We start from the raw sequence: 21,908 nt of genomic DNA, 5'->3' as shown, positions 1-21,908 counted from the left end.
ATTGTTTTTGTTAATTATCTTCGTTTCTTTTAATTATTTCTCATATTCTACATTATATTTTACTTTTAATTCTTCTGTCATGTCCATATATTTTTTGTTTTGTTTTTCTTGAAGAAGATTATCTTTTATAACATCTTTAACTTCTTCTAATGATTTAACTTTAGGATCTGACTTTTCTTCAGTTTTTATAATATGATATCCGAATTGAGTTTGTACAGGTTCACTTACTTCTCCAACATTTAACTTAAATGCTGCTTCTTCAAATTCAGGAACCATTTTCCCTCTTGTAAAGCTTCCAAGATCTCCACCGTTTTGGCTAGATGGACAAGATGAATATTTTCTTGCAGCGTCTTCAAAACTTAATCCGTCTGCCATTTCTTTTTCTATTTCCTTAGCTTTTTCTAAAGATTCTACTAAAATATGTTTAGCACTTACTGACTCTTCTTCTTTAAACATATTATTATTTTCAGCATAAAATGATGCTATTTCTTCATCTGTAATAGGCATTTCAGCTAAAACCCTAGCTATAGTAAATTGAGTTAATAACTCTTTTTCCATCTTCTTCGCATGCTCTAAAAATTCCTTATCATTATCAAATCCTAATTCTTTTCCATGCTTATACATAAGTTCAAAAGAAATTATTTGCTCTAATAATTGTTTTCTTCCAATCTCTGAATCTATGTAAGCTTGCCTTTCTTGTGGAAATCTCTTCATTGTTTCTTCTACATCATTTTGAGTAATGCTTACATCCCCAACTCTAGCTAAAACTTTATTTTCCATAATAACTCTCCTTAAAATAAGATTATTTCGCCTTAAATTGTTGCGATACTACTATATTACCATAAAGGCTCTAGTGTTTTAAAGAAGAATCAGAAAGAATACATAAAACATGTATAGACCTTGGTTTTATGTAATTCCACTAAATTCTATTTAATTCTATTTAATTACATTTTTATATTAAACCTATATACATCCTTCTAATTAGATGTAGCAATCCCCTATTGTCCCACACAACCTCATAGGAACATTGTATCTATTATGTATATAGTTTTATACTTAATATGTGAAAGTTTTACTTTCAACTAAGGGGTGATTAATATTACAAGCGGTATATATGTAGATTTAGATAAAACTACCCCTAGGTACGGATGTACCTATTGCAACAGGTGTAATAGTCTTTTTGGTGTTAGCTTGTGCAAAATTAAAAACAGAGGATGTTGTTTTTATTTTCCTAAATTTTATTTAGTAGATCTTCACAATATGTGCAAGAGCATAGATGGACTACAAACATTACATAGTATAGTAAATAATCCTGGTACCATACTCCATGAATACTACATTCATGCTAAGGGATACTTTGATAAGGAAGGCTATGAAAACTACATGTCTAATAACTATTTTGATATTGATTCCTATTCAAATAACAATTTTAAAATGGTTATCAATGAAGCTAATTTATCTAATGAGTTAACGAAGATTAATGATAAGACTATGTTTTTTAGATGTTGTCCTTTTGCTAAAGAAGGATATGGTTGTACTATACCAGCAAAATATAGGACCTATGTATGTAACTTCTTTTTATGTAGTGAGGTAATTGACTCTATAAAAGAATTGGATAATTACGATCTTTACGTAAGAGAAAGAGAACGATATATGAGATGGTTAGACTTTGAAAATCAAAACTTAGAGCATATACTAAGAGAAAATCATCTGAGCCTTTCAAGTAATCTAGAAGGTGTTATTAAGGCACTACAAGAATTACCTAAAGAAGACTATGAATTTCCTAAGTTGCCTCCAATAATAACCAGTGATAACTTACCTAAAAATGCTTAATTTAATATAAATATTATGCAAATATAAAAAGCCTAGTATTAACTAGGCTTTTTATGATGGTGGCTAGACCAGGAATCGAACCAGGGACACGAGGATTTTCAGTCCTCTGCTCTACCGACTGAGCTATCCAGCCAAAGTTTTCACCCGGCGACGACTTACTCTCCCACAAGGCTTCCCTTGTAGTACCATCAGCGCTTTAGTGCTTAACCATCCTGTTCGGAATGGGAAGGGGTGTTACCACTAAGCCATAATCACCGGATCTTTGAAAGATTTTGTTCTTTCAAAACTGCATATGGTTTAAAATAATTTGGTCAAGCCCTCGACCTATTAGTATCAGTCAGCTTAATACATTACTGCACTTACACCTCTGACCTATCAACCTCGTGTTCTTCAAGGGGTCTTACTAGCTTACGCTATGGGAAATCTAATCTTGAGGTGGGCTTCACGCTTAGATGCTTTCAGCGTTTATCCCGTCCCGACATAGCTACCCAGCAATGCCACTGGCGTGACAACTGGTACACCAGAGGTCAGTCCATCCCGGTCCTCTCGTACTAGGGACAGCTCCTCTCAAATTTCCTACGCCCGCGACGGATAGGGACCGAACTGTCTCACGACGTTCTGAACCCAGCTCGCGTGCCGCTTTAATGGGCGAACAGCCCAACCCTTGGGACCTACTTCAGCCCCAGGATGCGACGAGCCGACATCGAGGTGCCAAACCTCCCCGTCGATGTGGACTCTTGGGGGAGATCAGCCTGTTATCCCCGAGGTAGCTTTTATCCGTTGAGCGATGGCCCTCCCACGAGGTACCACCGGATCACTAAGCCCGACTTTCGTCCCTGCTCCACTTGTAGGTGTCGCAGTCAGGCTCCCTTCTGCCTTTGCACTCTTCGAACGATTTCCGACCGTTCTGAGGGAACCTTTGGGCGCCTCCGTTACTTTTTAGGAGGCGACCGCCCCAGTCAAACTGCCCACCTAACAATGTCCGGCACCCAGTTTCATGGGTATCCGTTAGAACCTCAGTACTGTCAGGGTGGTATCCCAAGGGTGACTCCACTGAAGCTGACGCCCCAGTTTCTCAGTCTCCCACCTATCCTGTACAGACAATACCGAAATTCAATGCTAAGCTACAGTAAAGCTCTACGGGGTCTTTCCGTCCAATCGCGGGTAGCCAGCATCTTCACTGGCACTACAATTTCGCCGGATTTGCAGTTGAGACAGTGCCCAAGTCATTACGCCATTCGTGCGGGTCAGAACTTACCTGACAAGGAATTTCGCTACCTTAGGACCGTTATAGTTACGGCCGCCGTTTACTGGGGCTTAAGTTCATACCTTCGCTTACGCTAAGCATTCCCCTTAACCTTCCAGCACCGGGCAGGCGTCAGCCCCTATACTTCAGCTTTCGCTTTAGCAGAGACCTGTGTTTTTGCTAAACAGTTGCTTGGGCCTATTCTCTGCGGCCTACTTGCGTAGGCACCCCTTCTCCCGAAGTTACGGGGTCAATTTGCCGAGTTCCTTAACTGCAATTCTTCCGATGGTCTTAGGATTCTCTCCTCATCTACCTGTGTCGGTTTGCGGTACGGGCACTATTTTGCTCCCTAGAGGCTTTTCTTGGCAGCGTGGAATCAGATACTTCGGTCAAAATGACCTTCCCCATCACACCTCAGAATTGTCTGAACGGATTTTCCTATCCAGACTCCCTAAGTGCTTAGACTAGCATCCAATAGCTAGCACATCTTATCCTCCTGCGTCACCCCATTGGTAATAACGCTACATAGTGGTATCGGAATATCAACCGATTGTCCATCGCCTACGCCTTTCGGCCTCGGCTTAGGTCCCGACTAACCCTGGGCGGACGAACCTTCCCCAGGAAACCTTAGATTTTCGACCACTAGGATTCTCACCTAGTTCTCGCTACTTATGCCAACATTCTCACTCCTGTACCGTCCACCGCTCCTTTCGGTACGACTTCAGCCAGTACAGGACGCTCCTCTACCGCGTACATAAATGTACACCCATAGCTTCGGTGATAGATTTTAGCCCCGAACATCTTCGGCGCGGGATCTCTCGACTAGTGAGCTATTACGCACTCTTTTAATGAGTGGCTGCTTCTAAGCCAACATCCTAGTTGTCTTTGAAATCCCACATCCTTTTCCACTTAATCTATACTTTGGGACCTTAGCTGATGGTCTGGGCTGTTTCCCTTTTGACTACGGGCCTTATCACTCGCAGTCTGACTGCCGGACTAATAGTATGTGGCATTCGGAGTTTGATAGAGTTTGGTAACCTATACGGCCCCTAGCCCATTCAGTGCTCTACCTCCACTACTCATATCCGACGCTAGCCCTAAAGCTATTTCGAGGAGAACCAGCTATCTCCGGGTTCGATTGGAATTTCTCCGCTATCCACAGCTCATCCCATGGTTTTTCAACACCAATTTGGTTCGGTCCTCCACAGAATTTTACTTCTGCTTCAACCTGGCCATGGATAGGTCACCCGGTTTCGGGTCTACGACATGCAACTATTTGCCCTATTAAGACTCGGTTTCCCTTCGGCTCCGTACCTTAAGTACTTAACCTCGCTACATATCGTAACTCGTTGGCTCGTTCTACAAAAAGCACGTCATCACACACATAAGGTGCTTTGACCGGTTGTAGGCACACGGTTTCAGGTTCTATTTCACTCCCCTTCCGGGGTTCTTTTCACCTTTCCCTCACGGTACTTCTTCACTATCGGTCATCAAGTAGTATTTAGCCTTGGGAGGTGGTCCTCCCTGCTTCCCACAAGGTTTCACGTGTCTCGTGGTACTCTGGATCAGATCTTTGGTTTTATTCTTTCGCCTACGTGGCTATTACACGCTGTGGCTCAACTTTCCAATTGTATTCGGCTAAAATAACCACCATTTTAATGATCTGTCCGCAACCCCAGAAATAAATTTCTGGTTTGGGCTCTTTCCCTTTCGCTCGCCGCTACTTAGGAAATCGAATTTCTTTCTCTTCCTCCAGGTACTTAGATGTTTCAGTTCCCTGGGTGTACCCTTATATACCTATTTATTCAGTATACAATACATGGGGTTTACCCATGTGAGTTTCCTCATTCGGAAATCTTCGGTTCACAGCCTATTTGCGGCTACCCGAAGCTTATCGCAGCTTATCGCGTCCTTCGTCGGCTCTTGATGCCAAGGCATTCGCCATGTGCCCTTTGTAGCTTGACCTTCGTTCGTTATAATCGTCGCACTACTTCGTCAGCTGCCTCAGTCTGGTGCTCATTTACCATAGGTAAACTCCGCTCCTCCTTCGTTGCTTCCTCGTATTGCTAGATTCTAACTTCACTCAGAGAGTTTTTTAAAGTTTAATCATATTAAAATACAATTAAAACATAATAAATAATCAATGAGTTATCATTTCAATCTTACAAAAGATTTTTCTTTTTAAAGTTTTACTTTGCTTTTAAACCATATGCAGTTTTCAAAGAACATGGCCAGACATCCAAAATCTACGATTTTGAGATGGTCGGCTACTTCTCATGTAATGAGAAGCTCATTTTCGCTTTCATCTCCGTTAGGAGATGTTTCATTAAATCTTAAACTAAGACTTAATTCATGAAAGATACTTGATCTTTCAAAATTGAACAGAAAGATAAATTCCAGCTAGTACTAAGAGTTATAGACGAGCTATAATCTTAATACAGTTCTCCATAGAAAGGAGGTGATCCAGCCGCAGGTTCTCCTACGGCTACCTTGTTACGACTTCACCCCAATCGCTGACCCTACCTTCGGCCGCTGCCTCGCTTACGCGTTAGCGCACGGACTTCGGGTATTGCCAACTCTCATGGTGTGACGGGCGGTGTGTACAAGGCCCGGGAACGTATTCACCGCGACATTCTGATTCGCGATTACTAGCAACTCCGGCTTCATGTAGGCGAGTTTCAGCCTACAATCCGAACTGGGACGAGTTTTTTGAGTTTTGCTCCACCTCGCGGTATTGCGTCTCGTTGTACTCGCCATTGTAGCACGTGTGTAGCCCTAGACATAAGGGGCATGATGATTTGACGTCATCCCCACCTTCCTCCTGGTTAACCCAGGCAGTCTCGCTAGAGTGCTCAACTAAATGGTAGCAACTAACAATAAGGGTTGCGCTCGTTGCGGGACTTAACCCAACATCTCACGACACGAGCTGACGACAACCATGCACCACCTGTCTTCCTGCCCCGAAGGGCTTCCCTAATTACAGGTAATTCAGGAGATGTCAAGTCTAGGTAAGGTTCTTCGCGTTGCTTCGAATTAAACCACATGCTCCGCTGCTTGTGCGGGCCCCCGTCAATTCCTTTGAGTTTTAATCTTGCGATCGTACTCCCCAGGCGGGATACTTAGTGTGTTAACGACGGCACGGAGGATTGGTATCCCCCACACCTAGTATCCATCGTTTACGGCGTGGACTACCAGGGTATCTAATCCTGTTTGCTCCCCACGCTTTCGAGCCTCAGCGTCAGTTATGGTCCAGAAAGTCGCCTTCGCCACTGGTGTTCTTCCTAATCTCTACGCATTTCACCGCTACACTAGGAATTCCACTTTCCTCTCCCACACTCTAGATACCCAGTTTGGAATGCAGCACCCGGGTTGAGCCCGGGTATTTCACATCCCACTTAAGTATCCGCCTACGCTCCCTTTACGCCCAGTAAATCCGGACAACGCTTGCCACCTACGTATTACCGCGGCTGCTGGCACGTAGTTAGCCGTGGCTTCCTCCTCGGGTACCGTCATTATCGTCCCCGAAGACAGAGCTTTACGACCCGAAGGCCTTCATCACTCACGCGGCGTTGCTGCATCAGGCTTTCGCCCATTGTGCAATATTCCCCACTGCTGCCTCCCGTAGGAGTCTGGGCCGTGTCTCAGTCCCAATGTGGCCGATCACCCTCTCAGGTCGGCTACGCATCGTGGCCTTGGTGAGCCATTACCTCACCAACTAGCTAATGCGCCGCGGGTCCATCTCATAGCGGATTACTCCTTTAATAACTTTATCATGCGATAATGCTATGTTATGGGGTATTAATCTTCCTTTCGGAAGGCTATCCCCCTCTATGAGGCAGGTTACCCACGTGTTACTCACCCGTCCGCCGCTAAGTTATTCCCGAAGGAATAACTTCGCTCGACTTGCATGTGTTAAGCACGCCGCCAGCGTTCGTCCTGAGCCAGGATCAAACTCTCAATTTAAAAGTATATCCCAAATCTAGGATTTGGTATAGACTTTTACTTCTCAGCTTTGCTGAGTGAGTTTCCATTTTCAGAATATCTGAATCTGAATTCTCTAAGTAAGTTTAATCTACTCAATTACATAATTCAAAAGAATTGCTGGTCTTTATATATCTTTTCTGTTCAATTTTCAAAGATCAATGTGCTTCTTTACCGAAGCGACTTTGTAAGTATATCATCTGTTTTCTTAGTTGTCAACAAGTTTTTTAGAATTTTAAATCTTCTTATACATTGTAGTCAACTTTTGATGAATCTTGTGCGTCTCTCTCGAGTGCTCATTTATAATAACATGATATTATCTTACTAGAATAGTTATTATATACCGTATAAGTTAATTATATTCCCTTTTCAGCTATTTACTATTTATATCTAATTATATCTTAAGTAGATACACTAGGAAGTGTTTTTCTTATAAAGCACATTAAAACCTTGTACCTTTTTATATTGCAATCCCTAATGTTCCATCTTAGTATTATATTAACTTTTAAGTAATAGCCTTATCTAAACTATCTCCTATACTTCCTTTTATGACCAGATGGCACTTGTTATCATATTTAGTTGGGGTTTTATTAATTAATATTAAATTTTCCCCCTTAAAATACCTGATAAGTCCTGCTGCTGGATATACCACAAGTGAAGTTCCTCCTATAATCAAAGTATCTGCCTTAGTTATAAAGAAAATAGCTTTTTCCATAGATTCATTATTTAGTGGCTCCTCGTAAAGTACTACATCCGGCCTTACAGTTCCACCACAATAGCTACAACTAGGAACTATGCTTTTGCTTTTTAAAACATATTCTAATGAATACTTTCTTTTACACTTAACACAATAATTTTTATATAAAGATCCATGCAATTCAATAACATTTTTGCTTCCAGCCTTTTGATGTAAATCATCAATATTTTGAGTTATTATTGCTTTTAGTTTCCCTTTACTTTCTAGTTTAGAAAGTGCTAGATGAGCTTTGTTTGGTTTGGCATCTGGATATATCATCTTTTCTCTAACAAACTTAAAGAATTCCTCTTCATGATTTAAAAAGAATCTATGACTTAACATCTCCTCTGGGCTATAAAGCTTATTTGTATCATTACCATAAAGTCCATTTTCTGATCTAAAGTCTGGTATATTACTTTCTGTAGATACTCCTGCTCCACCAAAAAAGACTATATTGTCACTTTTATTAATTATTTCTCTTAAGCTATCTATTTCATTATTATCTTGAAGTTTCATATATAAATTTACGCCTCCTTTCATTTAACCTTTGTAAAATCTTATTTAATCTGATTATTTGATATTGTAATCTCTTTAAGTTTTTGAAAAATCCCTTTGCTATTATTACTTCTTCTAAGTTTTCTAACATTTTTAAGATTGTTATCTACTACTCTCATGTGCTTTATCCTTTTTACGTTATCTTCAATAGAAGTTTCATACTCTAAACCTTCTTCTAAGTTCTTTTCTAAGATTTCCATGTTATTTTTTAGGTACAGCTCTAGATCTTCACCTTCTTTAAAATCATCCATTACGCCTTTAAAAATATTAAGTGTATCTTTGTACCCATCAATTATTCTTTCAATAGATCCAAAGTTAGTAAAATCTAATGTACCACTTATCCATCCACCTTGATCCTTTGATGGTAAAATTTCTATTATATTAGAGTTTGGATATTCCTCTTTATTTATTCTATATTCCTTATGGAAGTATATCACTATTATTGTGCTAAATCCTTCATCGTATAGTGGCTTTATTGGTATATTGTCTTTCATACCGCCATCCACATAATAATTACCATCTATTAACACCTTATTAAAAACTAAGGGTATGGATGTAGTTGCTGATAATAATAATTTTATATCCTCTTCTTCATACCCATTTACTTTAAAATATTTTGCTTCTAGATCTGGTACACCTGTGCAAGTTACATAAAAGGGCCGCTTTTCTTTTTTTATAACCTCATAATCAATATTTTTATCGATTATTTCTAAAAGCCCTTCTCTTGTTACAGTTCCGTACTTTTCCACTCTATCAGCCCATTGAAGTATATTTTCTAGCTTCTTTCTAGATATCTCCATAACTATAAGGTTTCTTAATATAAGTCTTTTATCCACTGGAAGCATCTTTTCTTGTGATATATTAAGCCACACATTTTCAGCACTTTCATAACTGTCTTGCAAAAACATAGCGCCATTTAAAGCTCCTATAGAAGTTCCAGATACACCATCCATATGTTTATCAATTCCAAGCTCTTTTAAAGCCTTCCAAACTCCTACTTGGTATGATCCTTTACCTCCACCACCTGCAAATACAACTCCTATCTTACCCATTTTTCCACCGCCTATTATTTTATGAATACCTATATTTAAAATAAAAGTGTTTTCTATAAGTTAATTATATACTAAAATTAATATAAATTTCTTAACATATGGTAAAACTTCTGTGTTTTATGAGTATAAATATAAGGTAACAATATAAGTTTTAGGAGTGAGCTTATTGTTTTTATTCTTTTTAATAGTAATAATACTTTTGGCCTCTTTAGCAATGTACTATTATTTAACTGAAAAGCTAGATAATCAAAGAAAACAACTTTTAATCTTAAGTAAACAAAATGATGTTTTAAGAGGAAAGGCTTCAAAATCTGGCAAATACCCATTTAATTTAAAAGATATTAAAATAAAGTACAGTGCATCAGAGTTTCAAGAAGGTATAACTTTGGAAAATACACCTCTTTACATTGCCCCTTACGTTGAAAGTCCCCTTATTATTTACATGGAAAAATCGCTTAGAGTTAATATCATAATTAAATCAGAATTTTTGAATTGTACTTGGTATGAGGTTTCTTTAAATACAAATTCCCCTATAAACTGTAGGGGATGGATTAAATCTGATTCTATAAAACAATTAAATTGAAATATTTCTAGATTTATTAGCCTTTTATGTCTAAATTATTAATTCATTATAAAACTTATGTGAGTTTTCTGATAAATATGATAAAATTATATAAAGAACTTCTTTAATATATCTTGAATATAATAAAGAAATATTACCCATAATTATAATAAGTTCATTTAATGTAATTAGCTCATTTTACGTACCTGTTACAACCTAATATATAATTCATAGGAGGCTATAATATGGAAGAAAACGTAATTTTTATCCCTAGCAAGAAAAAAGACTTAGGCATAATTAATAAAAAAAGTTTAACCATAGGAGTGGGCCTTGGAATAGCCATAGCAGCTACAGTAGGTGTTACGTTATTTTTTAAGCACTTAAACAAAACCAATTAGTGTTGTTAAAATATGTACTCTCTAAATAATGCATGATAAAACAAATTCATCCATTAGGTTAAATAAAATAAACATATCTAAGGAAAAAAGACTTTCAGTTAAACATCTGAAAGTCTTTTTTTGTTTAGATATATTATGCTTAGACTAAAACTTTATAAAAAATAAATATATTATCGCTGTACTAAGCTTTTATAAAAATATTCTTTTCTTAAATAAATATTTTACCTACACAATGCTTTTTAGAAATATTGAATGTATACATATACACAATAAAATATCACCATGATAATAAAGGGTATATTTATCATGGATTCATTTAATAATTCTAAGGCGCCATAATTTACATTGAAACCTTTCGCAAAGTTTGCCATGGAATTTTCATTTGCATTTTGATAAAAGTGACCCTTTTGGTTAATATTTAAGGATGTTTTGTTATCTGTAGTCCTTTTTAATAGCTTTAATAAAAACACTATTAATATAATTGATAGTATAGCTATTATTCCAAGTGGAATGAGAACTTTGAACATCTCAAGTTTGGATGATGCTTCAAGAGCCTCACTTGCTTCTTTAACTCCTGGAATATCTAGAACTAATTTAGATAATATTACTTGTGTTCCATTAAACATAAAGTGACAAAACATAGTTGCATATATAGAATTTGTAATTCTAACTATATAGGCAAATAATATTCCAAGTGCAAATGCATATAAAAATTGTTGAGGATTCAAATGTATAATTCCAAATATAAATCCACTCATTAATGCTGCTTTTAGTGTGCTCTTTTTAGAATAACCTGAAAGTACTATTCCCCTCATGGCTATTTCTTCACAAATTGCAGGCATTACAGCCATTACGAATATCATAAATGGAAGTGAAAGTCCATCTAAAAGTTCAAAGGCTTCTCCAACTAAATTTTCAAAAAATATATTAGAGATTCCACCTAAAAATCCTGCTACAGGCCAGCTTAATAGCACTATAACTACAAGTATAAGAATTTGTTCAAATCCTATTGGATTTAACTTTAATGTATCTTTAATTGATTCCTTGGTTACAATGAAATATATTATTGCAGGAACTATTAAAAATATTAATTGGGTTAATATCATTAATGTTGGTAGTGTTAAATTCATAGCTTTAAATATTGGTACTAATAGTATTCCTCCAAGTACTTGTCCTACGACAACTATCAGCGCAAAAATATTAGCCTTTAATACAGGTTTCAATATTACCACCTAACTTTCAAAGATTTATGTTAATTAAAACTATTCCTTAATGTATATATTCTAATATGTTGAGCATAATTACATTAAAGAGTTATTTAAATACTTGTTTAAATTTCTCTTCCCTTTTTCATACAATTCCTAAAATTCCTCCAGTTTATAACTGGGGGAATTTAAAAATCAGTTAATATAAAGTAGGTTTTGTGTTTATACTTAACTTATTTAATCCTGTTTATTATTTATAACTTGTTTGTTCAGCTTTGCTACTTATACTTACTTAGTGTTACTTTGTTAATTATAGCTTATTTAATTCTATTCTTAAAAAATTTAAAGCCTCTATAGTAGCTCTAGTCCTTACCTTTTCTCTGTTTCCTTTTATATTAAGTTCCTTTACTAAAGTATTTCCCTTAATATATAAACCTATATAAACAAGTCCCACAGGCTTTTCATTAGTTCCACCATCTGGTCCTGCAATACCTGTAGTTGAAATACCGATATCTGTCTTAGAAGTTTTCGCAATACCTTCTGCCATTTCTATTGCTGTCTCTTTACTAACAGCTCCATACTTTTCTAAGGTTTCTTTTTTTACTGATAGTCTGCTTACTTTGGCTTGATTTGAATAAGTCACAGCACCTTCAATAAACACCTTAGATATAGAAGGAACATTAACTAACCTTGCGGATAACATTCCACCAGTACAAGATTCTGCTGAAGATATTGTAAGATTTTCTTTTATAAGTTTTTCGCCTACTACTGATTCTAATGTATCATCATTTTCTCCATAAATATACTGAGGTAGCCTTTGTCTAATTTGCTTTTCTAAAGGCTCTATAAGTTTTTTTGCTTCTTCTTCATTCTTTGCCTTAGAAGTAATTCTTAATATTAAATCCAATTCCTTAGCATAAGGTGCTACTGTTGGATTAGTTTGACTTTCTAGTATATCTTTTATTTCATCTTCCATAGTAGATTCACCTATTCCAAACAATCTAAGAACTTTAGAATATAATGTACTATCTGTTGTATTTCTTAAATAAGGAACTACGCTTTCCTTAAACATAGGTATTAATTCCTTTGGTGGCCCTGGTAATACGATTATTATTCCTCCATTTTCGCCCTTCATTATTGCTCCAGGTGCTGTGCCATTATTATTTTTTAAAATAATATCATCCTTTGGGAAGTAAGCTTGTTTTCTATTGTTTTCAGTCATCTTTTTCCCTGTTTTATTAAAGTATTTCTCTATATTTTTTAGTTCTTCTTCATTTAATGTTAATTCTTTACCGAAATACTTTGCTGCCATTTCCTTTGTTATATCATCTTTTGTAGGTCCAAGTCCCCCACTAGTTATAACCACATCACATCTTTTAAAAGCTTCATCAAAGGCTTCTAAAAGTCTTTCACCATTATCGCCTATAACTGTTTGGTGATATACCTCTATGCCAAGTATTGCTAACTCTTTAGATAAAAATTGCGCATTTGTATTTAATATATCTCCAAGTAATAATTCTGTGCCAACCGCTATTATCTCCGCTTTCATACTATCAATCTTCCCCTCTATTAAAACAAAGAGTAGATCGTCCACTTCCTTTCTTTATGAGTGTATTTTATAAACATATGTAATAATATTATATCATAATGAATTAAAGCTACCTACCATTTATAATTAAAATGATAGGTAGTTATATAAAAAACCCTTCCCTTTATATAATTTTACTAATCATTTATATATATATTAAAGGAAGATGTTTATTCTATATTATTGTAGATTTGTAAGGGCAGAGCTTACAATACCTGCACTAATAGGGAATATATTTATTCTATGTTATTGTAGATCGCTTTTTATGGACTGTTTTTTTGATGTTTTATTTTTATTTTTTGCAGTTTCTGAAGTAATTGGAGTCTGATTATTACATTTTTCAGCACGAGCAACTTTATTATCAGGTTGACTATCTTTAGTCATCTTCTCGCCTCCTTTACTAATCTTAAATATATAATGTTATATCTAATGAATATCTATTGGTTGTTTTGCCTTTTTATTACCGGTTTTTGCTTTTCCCTGAATTTCAGGAACTGGTTCTACTGAATTTTTAGGGAAGTTTTGTTTCTTGTTACTTTCTGTTCCATGAGGTTCTTTTGGATCTGGTCTTCTCATACCTTTTTTAGCCATATCTCTCACCTTTCTTTTTGCTTTTATATATTACAATCTTATTATTACCAAGTAACTTTTTTATATACTTAAAGTAAAGTTACTATACTAGATGATTAAAAACAAAAAAATAAAAACTCTTAAAATTAATTTTAAGAGTTTTTTAAATTCACTTAATTTTTATTCTGTTTCCATCATGGCAAGTGCTATAGCTCCTATGACTCCTGATTTTTCTCCTAAGGCTGAGGGCACTATCTTACAGGCTGAAGCCATATTTTTAAAGCATCTTTGATCTACAACTTCTTTTATTCTATCAAAGATTATTTGTCCTGCCTTCATTACGCCACCCCCTAAAATTATAACTTCAGGATCAAACAATGTTATTATGTTTGCAATACCAATACCTAGATACTCTAAGCTTGAGTCTATAATATGCCTTGATACGCTATCACCTTTTTCTGCTTCTTTAAATACCTCGTAGGAGGTTATTTTAAAATAATTTAAAAGTGAAGTATCTCTGCCACTTTCTACTGCTTCTTTTGCTCTTTTAGAAATAGCTGTTCCTGATGCTAAAGCTTCAAAACAGCCATAGTTTCCACAGTTACATTTAGGACCATCAGGTAGTAATGTCATATGCCCTATTTCTAATGCATTAAAGGTATTTCCTCTATATATTTTACCATTAATTATTGCTCCTCCACCTATTCCAGTACTTACAGTAATGTATACCATATTTTTTGTGTTCTTTCCAGCGCCTAAGGTATATTCTCCAATAGCTGCCACATTTGCATCATTATCTAAAAATACCGGTACATTAAACTTTTCTTTTATTGGTGTTATAATATCAAAATTTTCAAAAGGTAGATTAGGAGTTGTGATTATTATTCCCCTTTTAGGATCCAAGGGTCCTGGTGAACCAATTCCCACAGCTCTTATATCCTCTAAAGTCTTTCCTGAACTTATTATTAAATCCTCTATTAAGTTTATTATTCTTAAAACAATAGCTTTATCGCCATATTCAGCCATAGTTTTAATGATGTTTTCCTTTATAATATTCCCTTTCAAGTCAGTTATAACTCCCGCTATTTTAGTTCCACCTAAATCGATACCTATAAAGTATTCCTTCATAAAAACCCTCCATAAATTAAAATGCTTGTACAGTTGTGAAAATCCTGTGTCTTTGTATAATAATATTATTATATCATAAAAGCAAAATATTTAACTTATAATATAGAATGATTATCTTTATATTATATTAATTCTTTATTTTATTTGCAAAGATATATACCTTATTATCATCTCTTATTTCGCTTTTATTTATATTAAATCCTTTTTCTTTTAGCATTGCACATATTATTCCTGTTTCACTTTTATTGTTTTCTTCTAATGAAATAGTGAATTTATCACTGATTTCCACAATGTCCATATAATCATTTATGTTGCTATATTCATTTAAGCCTAAATATCCTGATATATCTAACTTATAATCTGACATAAAATACTCACCCTCTTTTCATATTTTACTTAATCTTTGCCTTTTAAATACGATATGTTAAAATACCTTAAAGAATCTTCTATTTGGTTTGTTAATCTTTTTTCATTATGATATACTTTTGACATGGATATAATTTTATTATCACGTAATTTATTATATAACAAATTTATTTGATATCTTTAATTTGTCCATGATTAACATTTTTATTCGCTTATAATTTACAATTAAGTCTGAAGGTTAAATAGATTTATATTTACACATAATATATAATGTAGATACACTATGTATTGATTAAGCATTACTTAACTTTTAAGTTATATGGTGTATACTCTCTGCGTAACTTTTTGTTATACAGAACTTATATAAATTTTAATATACAGGAGGTCATTTAATATGAATTCATTAAAAGGAACTAAAACAGCTGAAAACTTATTAAAAGCTTTTGCTGGTGAATGTCAAGCTAGGACTAGATATGACTATTATTCTTCTACAGCAAAAAAAGAAGGATATGTACAAATATCAGAGATCTTTGCTGAAACTGCTAGAAATGAAAAAGAACATGCTAAAAGATTCTTTAAATTCTTAAATGAAACTTTAAAGGGCGACCAAGTCGTAATAAATGGGGCTGGTTATCCTGTTATGCTAGGAAATACTAAAGAAAACCTTTTATCTGCAGCTGAAGGTGAAAATGAAGAATGGTCAGATCTTTATCCTTCATTTGCTAATGTAGCTGATGAAGAAGGCTTTAAGGAAATAGCTAGAGTCTTTAGAAACATAGCAAAAGTTGAAGCAGAACATGAAAAGAGATATAGAAAATTGTTAGAAAATATAGAGACAAATAAGGTATTTAAGAGAGAAGAAAAAACATTCTGGAAGTGCATTAATTGTGGATTTATAATAGAATCACAAGAAGCACCTAAAGTCTGCCCATCTTGTGATCACCCACAAGAATACTTCGAATTATATTGTCAAAATTATTAATATAAATAAAAGAAGCTGTGTTCATATGAACACAGCTTCTTTTATTTATGCAACCTTTTTAGTTATCTTTTCTTATTAAAGTATTGTTTTTAAATACAAATCCAAATTCACATTTCAACTAAGACTTAATATTTACAATTATTATTCCTTTACTTCTTTTGATTTTTCTATAACCTTTGTTGCCTCTAATTCTGGAACTTCCTCATATCTTTCAAATTTCATAATAAAATCTCCCTTTGCCTGGGTCATAGATCTCAAATCTGTAGCATATTTAAGCATTTCTGATTCAGGAACTTCAGCCATAATCTTTTGAAGTCCTCCTTCTGACTCCATACCTAAAACTCGTCCTCTTTTTTTATTTAAATCTGCGATGATATCTCCCATATATTCATCTGGAACCATGACTTCAACATAAACTATAGGCTCAAGCAAAATAGGATTTGCTTTTTCTAGACCTTTTTTATATGCCATGGCGGCTGCAATTTTAAATGCCATTTCTGAGGAGTCTACGGGGTGATATGAACCATCATATAATGTAGCTTGCAACTTTATAACTGGATATCCTGCAAGTACGCCTTTATTTAAACATTCTCTTAATCCTTTTTCTACTGCTGGTATGAAATTACGAGGAACAGATCCTCCTACAACCTGGTCTACAAATTTAAAGTCTTCATCATTATTGGATTCGAACCTTATTTTAACGTCACCATATTGTCCATGACCTCCAGATTGTTTTTTATGTTTACCTTGAACATCTGATTTTCCTTTAATTGTTTCCCTATAGGCTATCTTAGGTTCTCTTAATATAACTTCTGCTCCAAATTTATTTTTAAGCTTACTTATTATAATTTCTAAGTGAGTCTCACCAACTCCTGATACTATGGTTTCAGCATTTTCCGTATCTCTTTTTATAGTGAATGTAGGGTCTTCTTCCAATAACTTTGTAAGTCCTGAAGATATCTTTTCTTCATCTCCCTTAGCCTTTGGAAGTACAGCCATAGATATTACAGGCTTTGGAAAGTTAAACTTATCATAGATTATTTTAAATGATTGATCACAGAGGGTATCTCCTGTATTAGTAAATTGAAGTTTTGATACAGCACCTATGTCCCCTGCTATTATTTCCTTTGCTGCAACTTGATTTTTACCTCTCATAAAATATAAAGAACCTAGTTTTTCTGATTTTTCTTTATTACTATTCCATACTGTAGTATCTTGCTTAACCTTTCCGGTTATGACTCTAAACAAAGATAACTTACCAACAAATGGGTCTGCCACTGTCTTAAATACCATGGCTGAAAATGGATCATTTTCATTTAATTTTATAAATATTTCTTTATCTAAATTTACATCTTTAGCTTTTTGAGGTATTGCATATTCTGGAGATGGGAAACATTCTACTATATCTTCGAGCAAAGTACTCATGCCCATATTTTTAAGTGCACTTCCACACATAACAGGTGTTATTTCTCCATCAGCACAACCCTTTATAAGTCCTTTATATATTTCTTCATCACTTAATGAACCTTCATTAAAGTATTTATCAAGCAAAACTTCATCAGTTTCAGCTACAGCTTCCATTATCATCTTTTTACATTCATCTACTTTGCCCACTAATTCTTCTGGAACTTCTGATATTTCCATTTCATTAGTCTCTTTATTAAATATTCTGGCCCTTCTAGATATTACATTTACCACGCCTTTAAAATTATCTTCGTTTCCTATTGGATATTGTATTGGAACTACTGAAATTCCAAACTCATCCTTTAAACTTTTCAAAACTCTTTCAAAATTGCTATTTTCTCTATCTAATTTATTTATAAAAAAGGTTCTTGGAAGTTTAATTTTATTAACATAATTCCACGCTTTTTCTGTACCCACCTGTATTCCTGAAACCCCTGATGTTACTATCATAGCCACATCAACAGCTCTCATACCTTGAATAGATTCTCCAACAAAATCAAAGTATCCTGGTATATCAATTAAATTAACCTTTGTATCTTCCCATTGAAAAGGTAGTATTGAAGATGAGATAGATATTTTTCTTTTCTTTTCTTCTGAATCGAAGTCACTTATAGTATTTCCTTCTTCTATCTTTCCCATTCTATCTGTAGTTTTAGTATAATATAGAAGCGCTTCAGCTAGTGTAGTTTTTCCAGAACCACTATGTCCTATTATTCCAACATTCCTTAAATTCTTAGTTTTATACTCTTTCATCAGCACGACCCCCTAATTTAGTTTGAATCATATTATAAATGCTTCTCTTACATTATTATTCTATACAAAGTACTTCTAACCCTTTTTAAAATACAAAATATTATAAATATTCTAACATTATATGATACTTAAGTCTTAATTATATTTTTATAAAAAAATAAAGGATAAATGTATTTAAACATTTATCCTTTTAATATCAATTTACTATTCTAAATATAATTGGCTCCGTGAAGAGGATTCGAACCTCCAACCTATCGGTTAACAGCCGAGTGCTCCACCGTTGAGCTATCACGGAACATTAATTATTGTAATCCCGAAGGATATACCCGGCGACGACTTACTCTCCCACAAGGCCTCCCTTGTAGTACCATCAGCGCTTTAGTGCTTAACCATCCTGTTCGGAATGGGAAGGGGTGTTACCACTAAGCCATAATCACCGGATCTTTGAAAGATTTTGTTCTTTCAAAACTGCATATGGTTTAAAATAATTTGGTCAAGCCCTCGACCTATTAGTATCAGTCAGCTTAATACATTACTGCACTTACACCTCTGACCTATCAACCTCGTGTTCTTCAAGGGGTCTTACTAGCTTACGCTATGGGAAATCTAATCTTGAGGTGGGCTTCACGCTTAGATGCTTTCAGCGTTTATCCCGTCCCGACATAGCTACCCAGCAATGCCACTGGCGTGACAACTGGTACACCAGAGGTCAGTCCATCCCGGTCCTCTCGTACTAGGGACAGCTCCTCTCAAATTTCCTACGCCCGCGACGGATAGGGACCGAACTGTCTCACGACGTTCTGAACCCAGCTCGCGTGCCGCTTTAATGGGCGAACAGCCCAACCCTTGGGACCTACTTCAGCCCCAGGATGCGACGAGCCGACATCGAGGTGCCAAACCTCCCCGTCGATGTGGACTCTTGGGGGAGATCAGCCTGTTATCCCCGAGGTAGCTTTTATCCGTTGAGCGATGGCCCTCCCACGAGGTACCACCGGATCACTAAGCCCGACTTTCGTCCCTGCTCCACTTGTAGGTGTCGCAGTCAGGCTCCCTTCTGCCTTTGCACTCTTCGAACGATTTCCGACCGTTCTGAGGGAACCTTTGGGCGCCTCCGTTACTTTTTAGGAGGCGACCGCCCCAGTCAAACTGCCCACCTAACAATGTCCGGCACCCAGTTTCATGGGTATCCGTTAGAACCTCAGTACTGTCAGGGTGGTATCCCAAGGGTGACTCCACTGAAGCTGACGCCCCAGTTTCTCAGTCTCCCACCTATCCTGTACAGACAATACCGAAATTCAATGCTAAGCTACAGTAAAGCTCTACGGGGTCTTTCCGTCCAATCGCGGGTAGCCAGCATCTTCACTGGCACTACAATTTCGCCGGATTTGCAGTTGAGACAGTGCCCAAGTCATTACGCCATTCGTGCGGGTCAGAACTTACCTGACAAGGAATTTCGCTACCTTAGGACCGTTATAGTTACGGCCGCCGTTTACTGGGGCTTAAGTTCATACCTTCGCTTACGCTAAGCATTCCCCTTAACCTTCCAGCACCGGGCAGGCGTCAGCCCCTATACTTCAGCTTTCGCTTTAGCAGAGACCTGTGTTTTTGCTAAACAGTTGCTTGGGCCTATTCTCTGCGGCCTACTTGCGTAGGCACCCCTTCTCCCGAAGTTACGGGGTCAATTTGCCGAGTTCCTTAACTGCAATTCTTCCGATGGTCTTAGGATTCTCTCCTCATCTACCTGTGTCGGTTTGCGGTACGGGCACTATTTTGCTCCCTAGAGGCTTTTCTTGGCAGCGTGGAATCAGATACTTCGGTCAAAATGACCTTCCCCATCACACCTCAGAATTGTCTGAACGGATTTTCCTATCCAGACTCCCTAAGTGCTTAGACTAGCATCCAATAGCTAGCACATCTTATCCTCCTGCGTCACCCCATTGGTAATAACGCTACATAGTGGTATCGGAATATCAACCGATTGTCCATCGCCTACGCCTTTCGGCCTCGGCTTAGGTCCCGACTAACCCTGGGCGGACGAACCTTCCCCAGGAAACCTTAGATTTTCGACCACTAGGATTCTCACCTAGTTCTCGCTACTTATGCCAACATTCTCACTCCTGTACCGTCCACCGCTCCTTTCGGTACGACTTCAGCCAGTACAGGACGCTCCTCTACCGCGTACATAAATGTACACCCATAGCTTCGGTGATAGATTTTAGCCCCGAACATCTTCGGCGCGGGATCTCTCGACTAGTGAGCTATTACGCACTCTTTTAATGAGTGGCTGCTTCTAAGCCAACATCCTAGTTGTCTTTGAAATCCCACATCCTTTTCCACTTAATCTATACTTTGGGACCTTAGCTGATGGTCTGGGCTGTTTCCCTTTTGACTACGGGCCTTATCACTCGCAGTCTGACTGCCGGACTAATAGTATGTGGCATTCGGAGTTTGATAGAGTTTGGTAACCTATACGGCCCCTAGCCCATTCAGTGCTCTACCTCCACTACTCATATCCGACGCTAGCCCTAAAGCTATTTCGAGGAGAACCAGCTATCTCCGGGTTCGATTGGAATTTCTCCGCTATCCACAGCTCATCCCATGGTTTTTCAACACCAATTTGGTTCGGTCCTCCACAGAATTTTACTTCTGCTTCAACCTGGCCATGGATAGGTCACCCGGTTTCGGGTCTACGACATGCAACTATTTGCCCTATTAAGACTCGGTTTCCCTTCGGCTCCGTACCTTAAGTACTTAACCTCGCTACATATCGTAACTCGTTGGCTCGTTCTACAAAAAGCACGTCATCACACACATAAGGTGCTTTGACCGGTTGTAGGCACACGGTTTCAGGTTCTATTTCACTCCCCTTCCGGGGTTCTTTTCACCTTTCCCTCACGGTACTTCTTCACTATCGGTCATCAAGTAGTATTTAGCCTTGGGAGGTGGTCCTCCCTGCTTCCCACAAGGTTTCACGTGTCTCGTGGTACTCTGGATCAGATCTTTGGTTTTATTCTTTCGCCTACGTGGCTATTACACGCTGTGGCTCAACTTTCCAGTTGTATTCGGCTAAAATAACCACCATTTTAATGATCTGTCCGCAACCCCAGAAATAAATTTCTGGTTTGGGCTCTTTCCCTTTCGCTCGCCGCTACTTAGGAAATCGAATTTCTTTCTCTTCCTCCAGGTACTTAGATGTTTCAGTTCCCTGGGTGTACCCTTATATACCTATTTATTCAGTATACAATACATGGGGTTTACCCATGTGAGTTTCCTCATTCGGAAATCTTCGGTTCACAGCCTATTTGCGGCTACCCGAAGCTTATCGCAGCTTATCGCGTCCTTCGTCGGCTCTTGATGCCAAGGCATTCGCCATGTGCCCTTTGTAGCTTGACCTTCGTTCGTTATAATCGTCGCACTACTTCGTCAGCTGCCTCAGTCTGGTGCTCATTTACCATAGGTAAACTCCGCTCCTCCTTCGTTGCTTCCTCG

14 protein-coding genes, 2 tRNA genes and 5 rRNA genes are annotated in these 21,908 nt (G+C 36.9%); 4 read left to right on the top strand and 17 right to left on the bottom strand.

The window, feature by feature from the left end:
* Window positions 1-33 precede the first annotated feature (33 nt).
* Window positions 34-780, bottom strand: coding sequence for a peptidylprolyl isomerase (locus BV55_RS0106995; RefSeq protein WP_029452104.1), 747 nt, complete (start codon window positions 778-780; stop codon window positions 34-36).
* A gap of 309 nt (window positions 781-1,089) precedes the next feature.
* Here BV55_RS0106995 and BV55_RS0106990 point away from each other — a divergent pair, with 309 nt between their 5' ends.
* Window positions 1,090-1,833, top strand: a complete 744-nt coding sequence (locus BV55_RS0106990; protein ID WP_242850859.1) for a hypothetical protein — start codon at window positions 1,090-1,092, stop codon at window positions 1,831-1,833.
* Between the two features lie 57 nt (window positions 1,834-1,890).
* Here the strand turns inward: BV55_RS0106990 and BV55_RS0106985 are convergent.
* The 6 genes from BV55_RS0106985 to BV55_RS0106960 all read right to left on the bottom strand — a co-directional run bounded on the left by BV55_RS0106985 (window position 1,891) and on the right by BV55_RS0106960 (window position 9,403).
* Window positions 1,891-1,966: transfer RNA gene (locus BV55_RS0106985), tRNA-Phe, on the bottom strand.
* 9 nt (window positions 1,967-1,975) lie between these two features.
* Window positions 1,976-2,092: ribosomal RNA gene (rrf, locus tag BV55_RS0106980) — 5S ribosomal RNA — on the bottom strand.
* Between the two features lie 48 nt (window positions 2,093-2,140).
* A 23S ribosomal RNA gene (locus BV55_RS0106975) occupies window positions 2,141-5,044 on the bottom strand.
* A gap of 486 nt (window positions 5,045-5,530) precedes the next feature.
* A 16S ribosomal RNA gene (locus BV55_RS0106970) occupies window positions 5,531-7,042 on the bottom strand.
* Together the 16S, 23S and 5S rRNA genes with 1 tRNA gene alongside form the textbook arrangement of a ribosomal RNA operon.
* Before the next feature lie 523 nt (window positions 7,043-7,565).
* Window positions 7,566-8,312, bottom strand: a complete 747-nt coding sequence (locus tag BV55_RS0106965; RefSeq protein WP_029452102.1) for an NAD-dependent protein deacylase — start codon at window positions 8,310-8,312, stop codon at window positions 7,566-7,568.
* 41 nt (window positions 8,313-8,353) lie between these two features.
* Complete coding sequence (locus BV55_RS0106960; protein ID WP_051652431.1) at window positions 8,354-9,403, bottom strand: patatin-like phospholipase family protein; 1,050 nt, start codon at window positions 9,401-9,403, stop codon at window positions 8,354-8,356.
* A gap of 214 nt (window positions 9,404-9,617) precedes the next feature.
* On the opposite strand from BV55_RS0106960, the gene BV55_RS0106955 reads away from it, so the two are divergent.
* Together BV55_RS0106955 and BV55_RS15565 are read left to right on the top strand one after the other, a co-directional pair.
* Complete coding sequence (locus tag BV55_RS0106955; protein WP_198023202.1) at window positions 9,618-9,986, top strand: hypothetical protein; 369 nt, start codon at window positions 9,618-9,620, stop codon at window positions 9,984-9,986.
* 224 nt (window positions 9,987-10,210) lie between these two features.
* The gene (locus BV55_RS15565) at window positions 10,211-10,363 is read left to right on the top strand and encodes a hypothetical protein (protein ID WP_157469625.1); all 153 of its coding nucleotides are present in this window, start codon (window positions 10,211-10,213) and stop codon (window positions 10,361-10,363) included.
* Window positions 10,364-10,602: 239 nt separating this feature from the next.
* Here BV55_RS15565 and BV55_RS0106945 read toward each other — a convergent pair whose 3' ends face one another.
* The 6 genes from BV55_RS0106945 to BV55_RS0106920 all read right to left on the bottom strand — a co-directional run bounded on the left by BV55_RS0106945 (window position 10,603) and on the right by BV55_RS0106920 (window position 15,221).
* Window positions 10,603-11,586 carry a CPBP family intramembrane glutamic endopeptidase gene (locus tag BV55_RS0106945; protein WP_051652430.1) on the bottom strand — a complete coding sequence of 328 codons (984 nt, stop codon included), beginning with the start codon at window positions 11,584-11,586 and terminating at the stop codon, window positions 10,603-10,605.
* A 292-nt stretch (window positions 11,587-11,878) separates the two neighbouring features.
* Window positions 11,879-13,117, bottom strand: a complete 1,239-nt coding sequence (locus tag BV55_RS0106940) for a competence/damage-inducible protein A (RefSeq protein WP_029452098.1) — start codon at window positions 13,115-13,117, stop codon at window positions 11,879-11,881.
* 285 nt (window positions 13,118-13,402) lie between these two features.
* Window positions 13,403-13,540 (bottom strand): hypothetical protein, encoded by a 138-nt coding sequence (locus tag BV55_RS15685; RefSeq protein WP_169994233.1) that lies wholly within the window; start codon window positions 13,538-13,540, stop codon window positions 13,403-13,405.
* 42 nt (window positions 13,541-13,582) lie between these two features.
* Complete coding sequence (locus BV55_RS15680; RefSeq protein ID WP_169994231.1) at window positions 13,583-13,747, bottom strand: hypothetical protein; 165 nt, start codon at window positions 13,745-13,747, stop codon at window positions 13,583-13,585.
* 159 nt (window positions 13,748-13,906) lie between these two features.
* The gene (locus BV55_RS0106925; protein ID WP_029452097.1) at window positions 13,907-14,854 is read right to left on the bottom strand and encodes an ROK family protein; all 948 of its coding nucleotides are present in this window, start codon (window positions 14,852-14,854) and stop codon (window positions 13,907-13,909) included.
* Between the two features lie 127 nt (window positions 14,855-14,981).
* Window positions 14,982-15,221, bottom strand: coding sequence for a hypothetical protein (locus tag BV55_RS0106920; protein WP_029452096.1), 240 nt, complete (start codon window positions 15,219-15,221; stop codon window positions 14,982-14,984).
* Window positions 15,222-15,614: 393 nt separating this feature from the next.
* Between BV55_RS0106920 and rbr the strand changes: the two genes are divergently transcribed.
* Entirely contained in the window at window positions 15,615-16,202 is a 588-nt protein-coding gene (gene rbr, locus BV55_RS0106915; RefSeq protein WP_029452095.1) for a rubrerythrin, read from the top strand.
* Between the two features lie 141 nt (window positions 16,203-16,343).
* Here the strand turns inward: rbr and fusA are convergent, their stop codons facing one another.
* From fusA to BV55_RS0106895, 4 genes are all read right to left on the bottom strand, one after another.
* Window positions 16,344-18,419, bottom strand: a complete 2,076-nt coding sequence (fusA, locus tag BV55_RS0106910; protein ID WP_029452094.1) for an elongation factor G — start codon at window positions 18,417-18,419, stop codon at window positions 16,344-16,346.
* A 220-nt stretch (window positions 18,420-18,639) separates the two neighbouring features.
* Window positions 18,640-18,714, bottom strand: a tRNA-Asn gene (locus tag BV55_RS0106905).
* A gap of 29 nt (window positions 18,715-18,743) precedes the next feature.
* Window positions 18,744-18,860 (bottom strand): 5S ribosomal RNA (gene rrf / locus BV55_RS0106900).
* A gap of 48 nt (window positions 18,861-18,908) precedes the next feature.
* Window positions 18,909-21,812, bottom strand: a 23S ribosomal RNA gene (locus BV55_RS0106895).
* Between the last annotated feature and the right edge of the window lie 96 nt (window positions 21,813-21,908).

This window comes from Clostridium algidicarnis, assembly GCF_000703125.1.
In the GTDB taxonomy this organism is placed as follows: Bacteria; Bacillota; Clostridia; order Clostridiales; family Clostridiaceae; genus Clostridium_L; species Clostridium_L algidicarnis.
The sequence above is the reverse complement of the archived record's forward strand: the minus strand, read 5'-3'. Positions and strand labels throughout refer to the sequence as shown.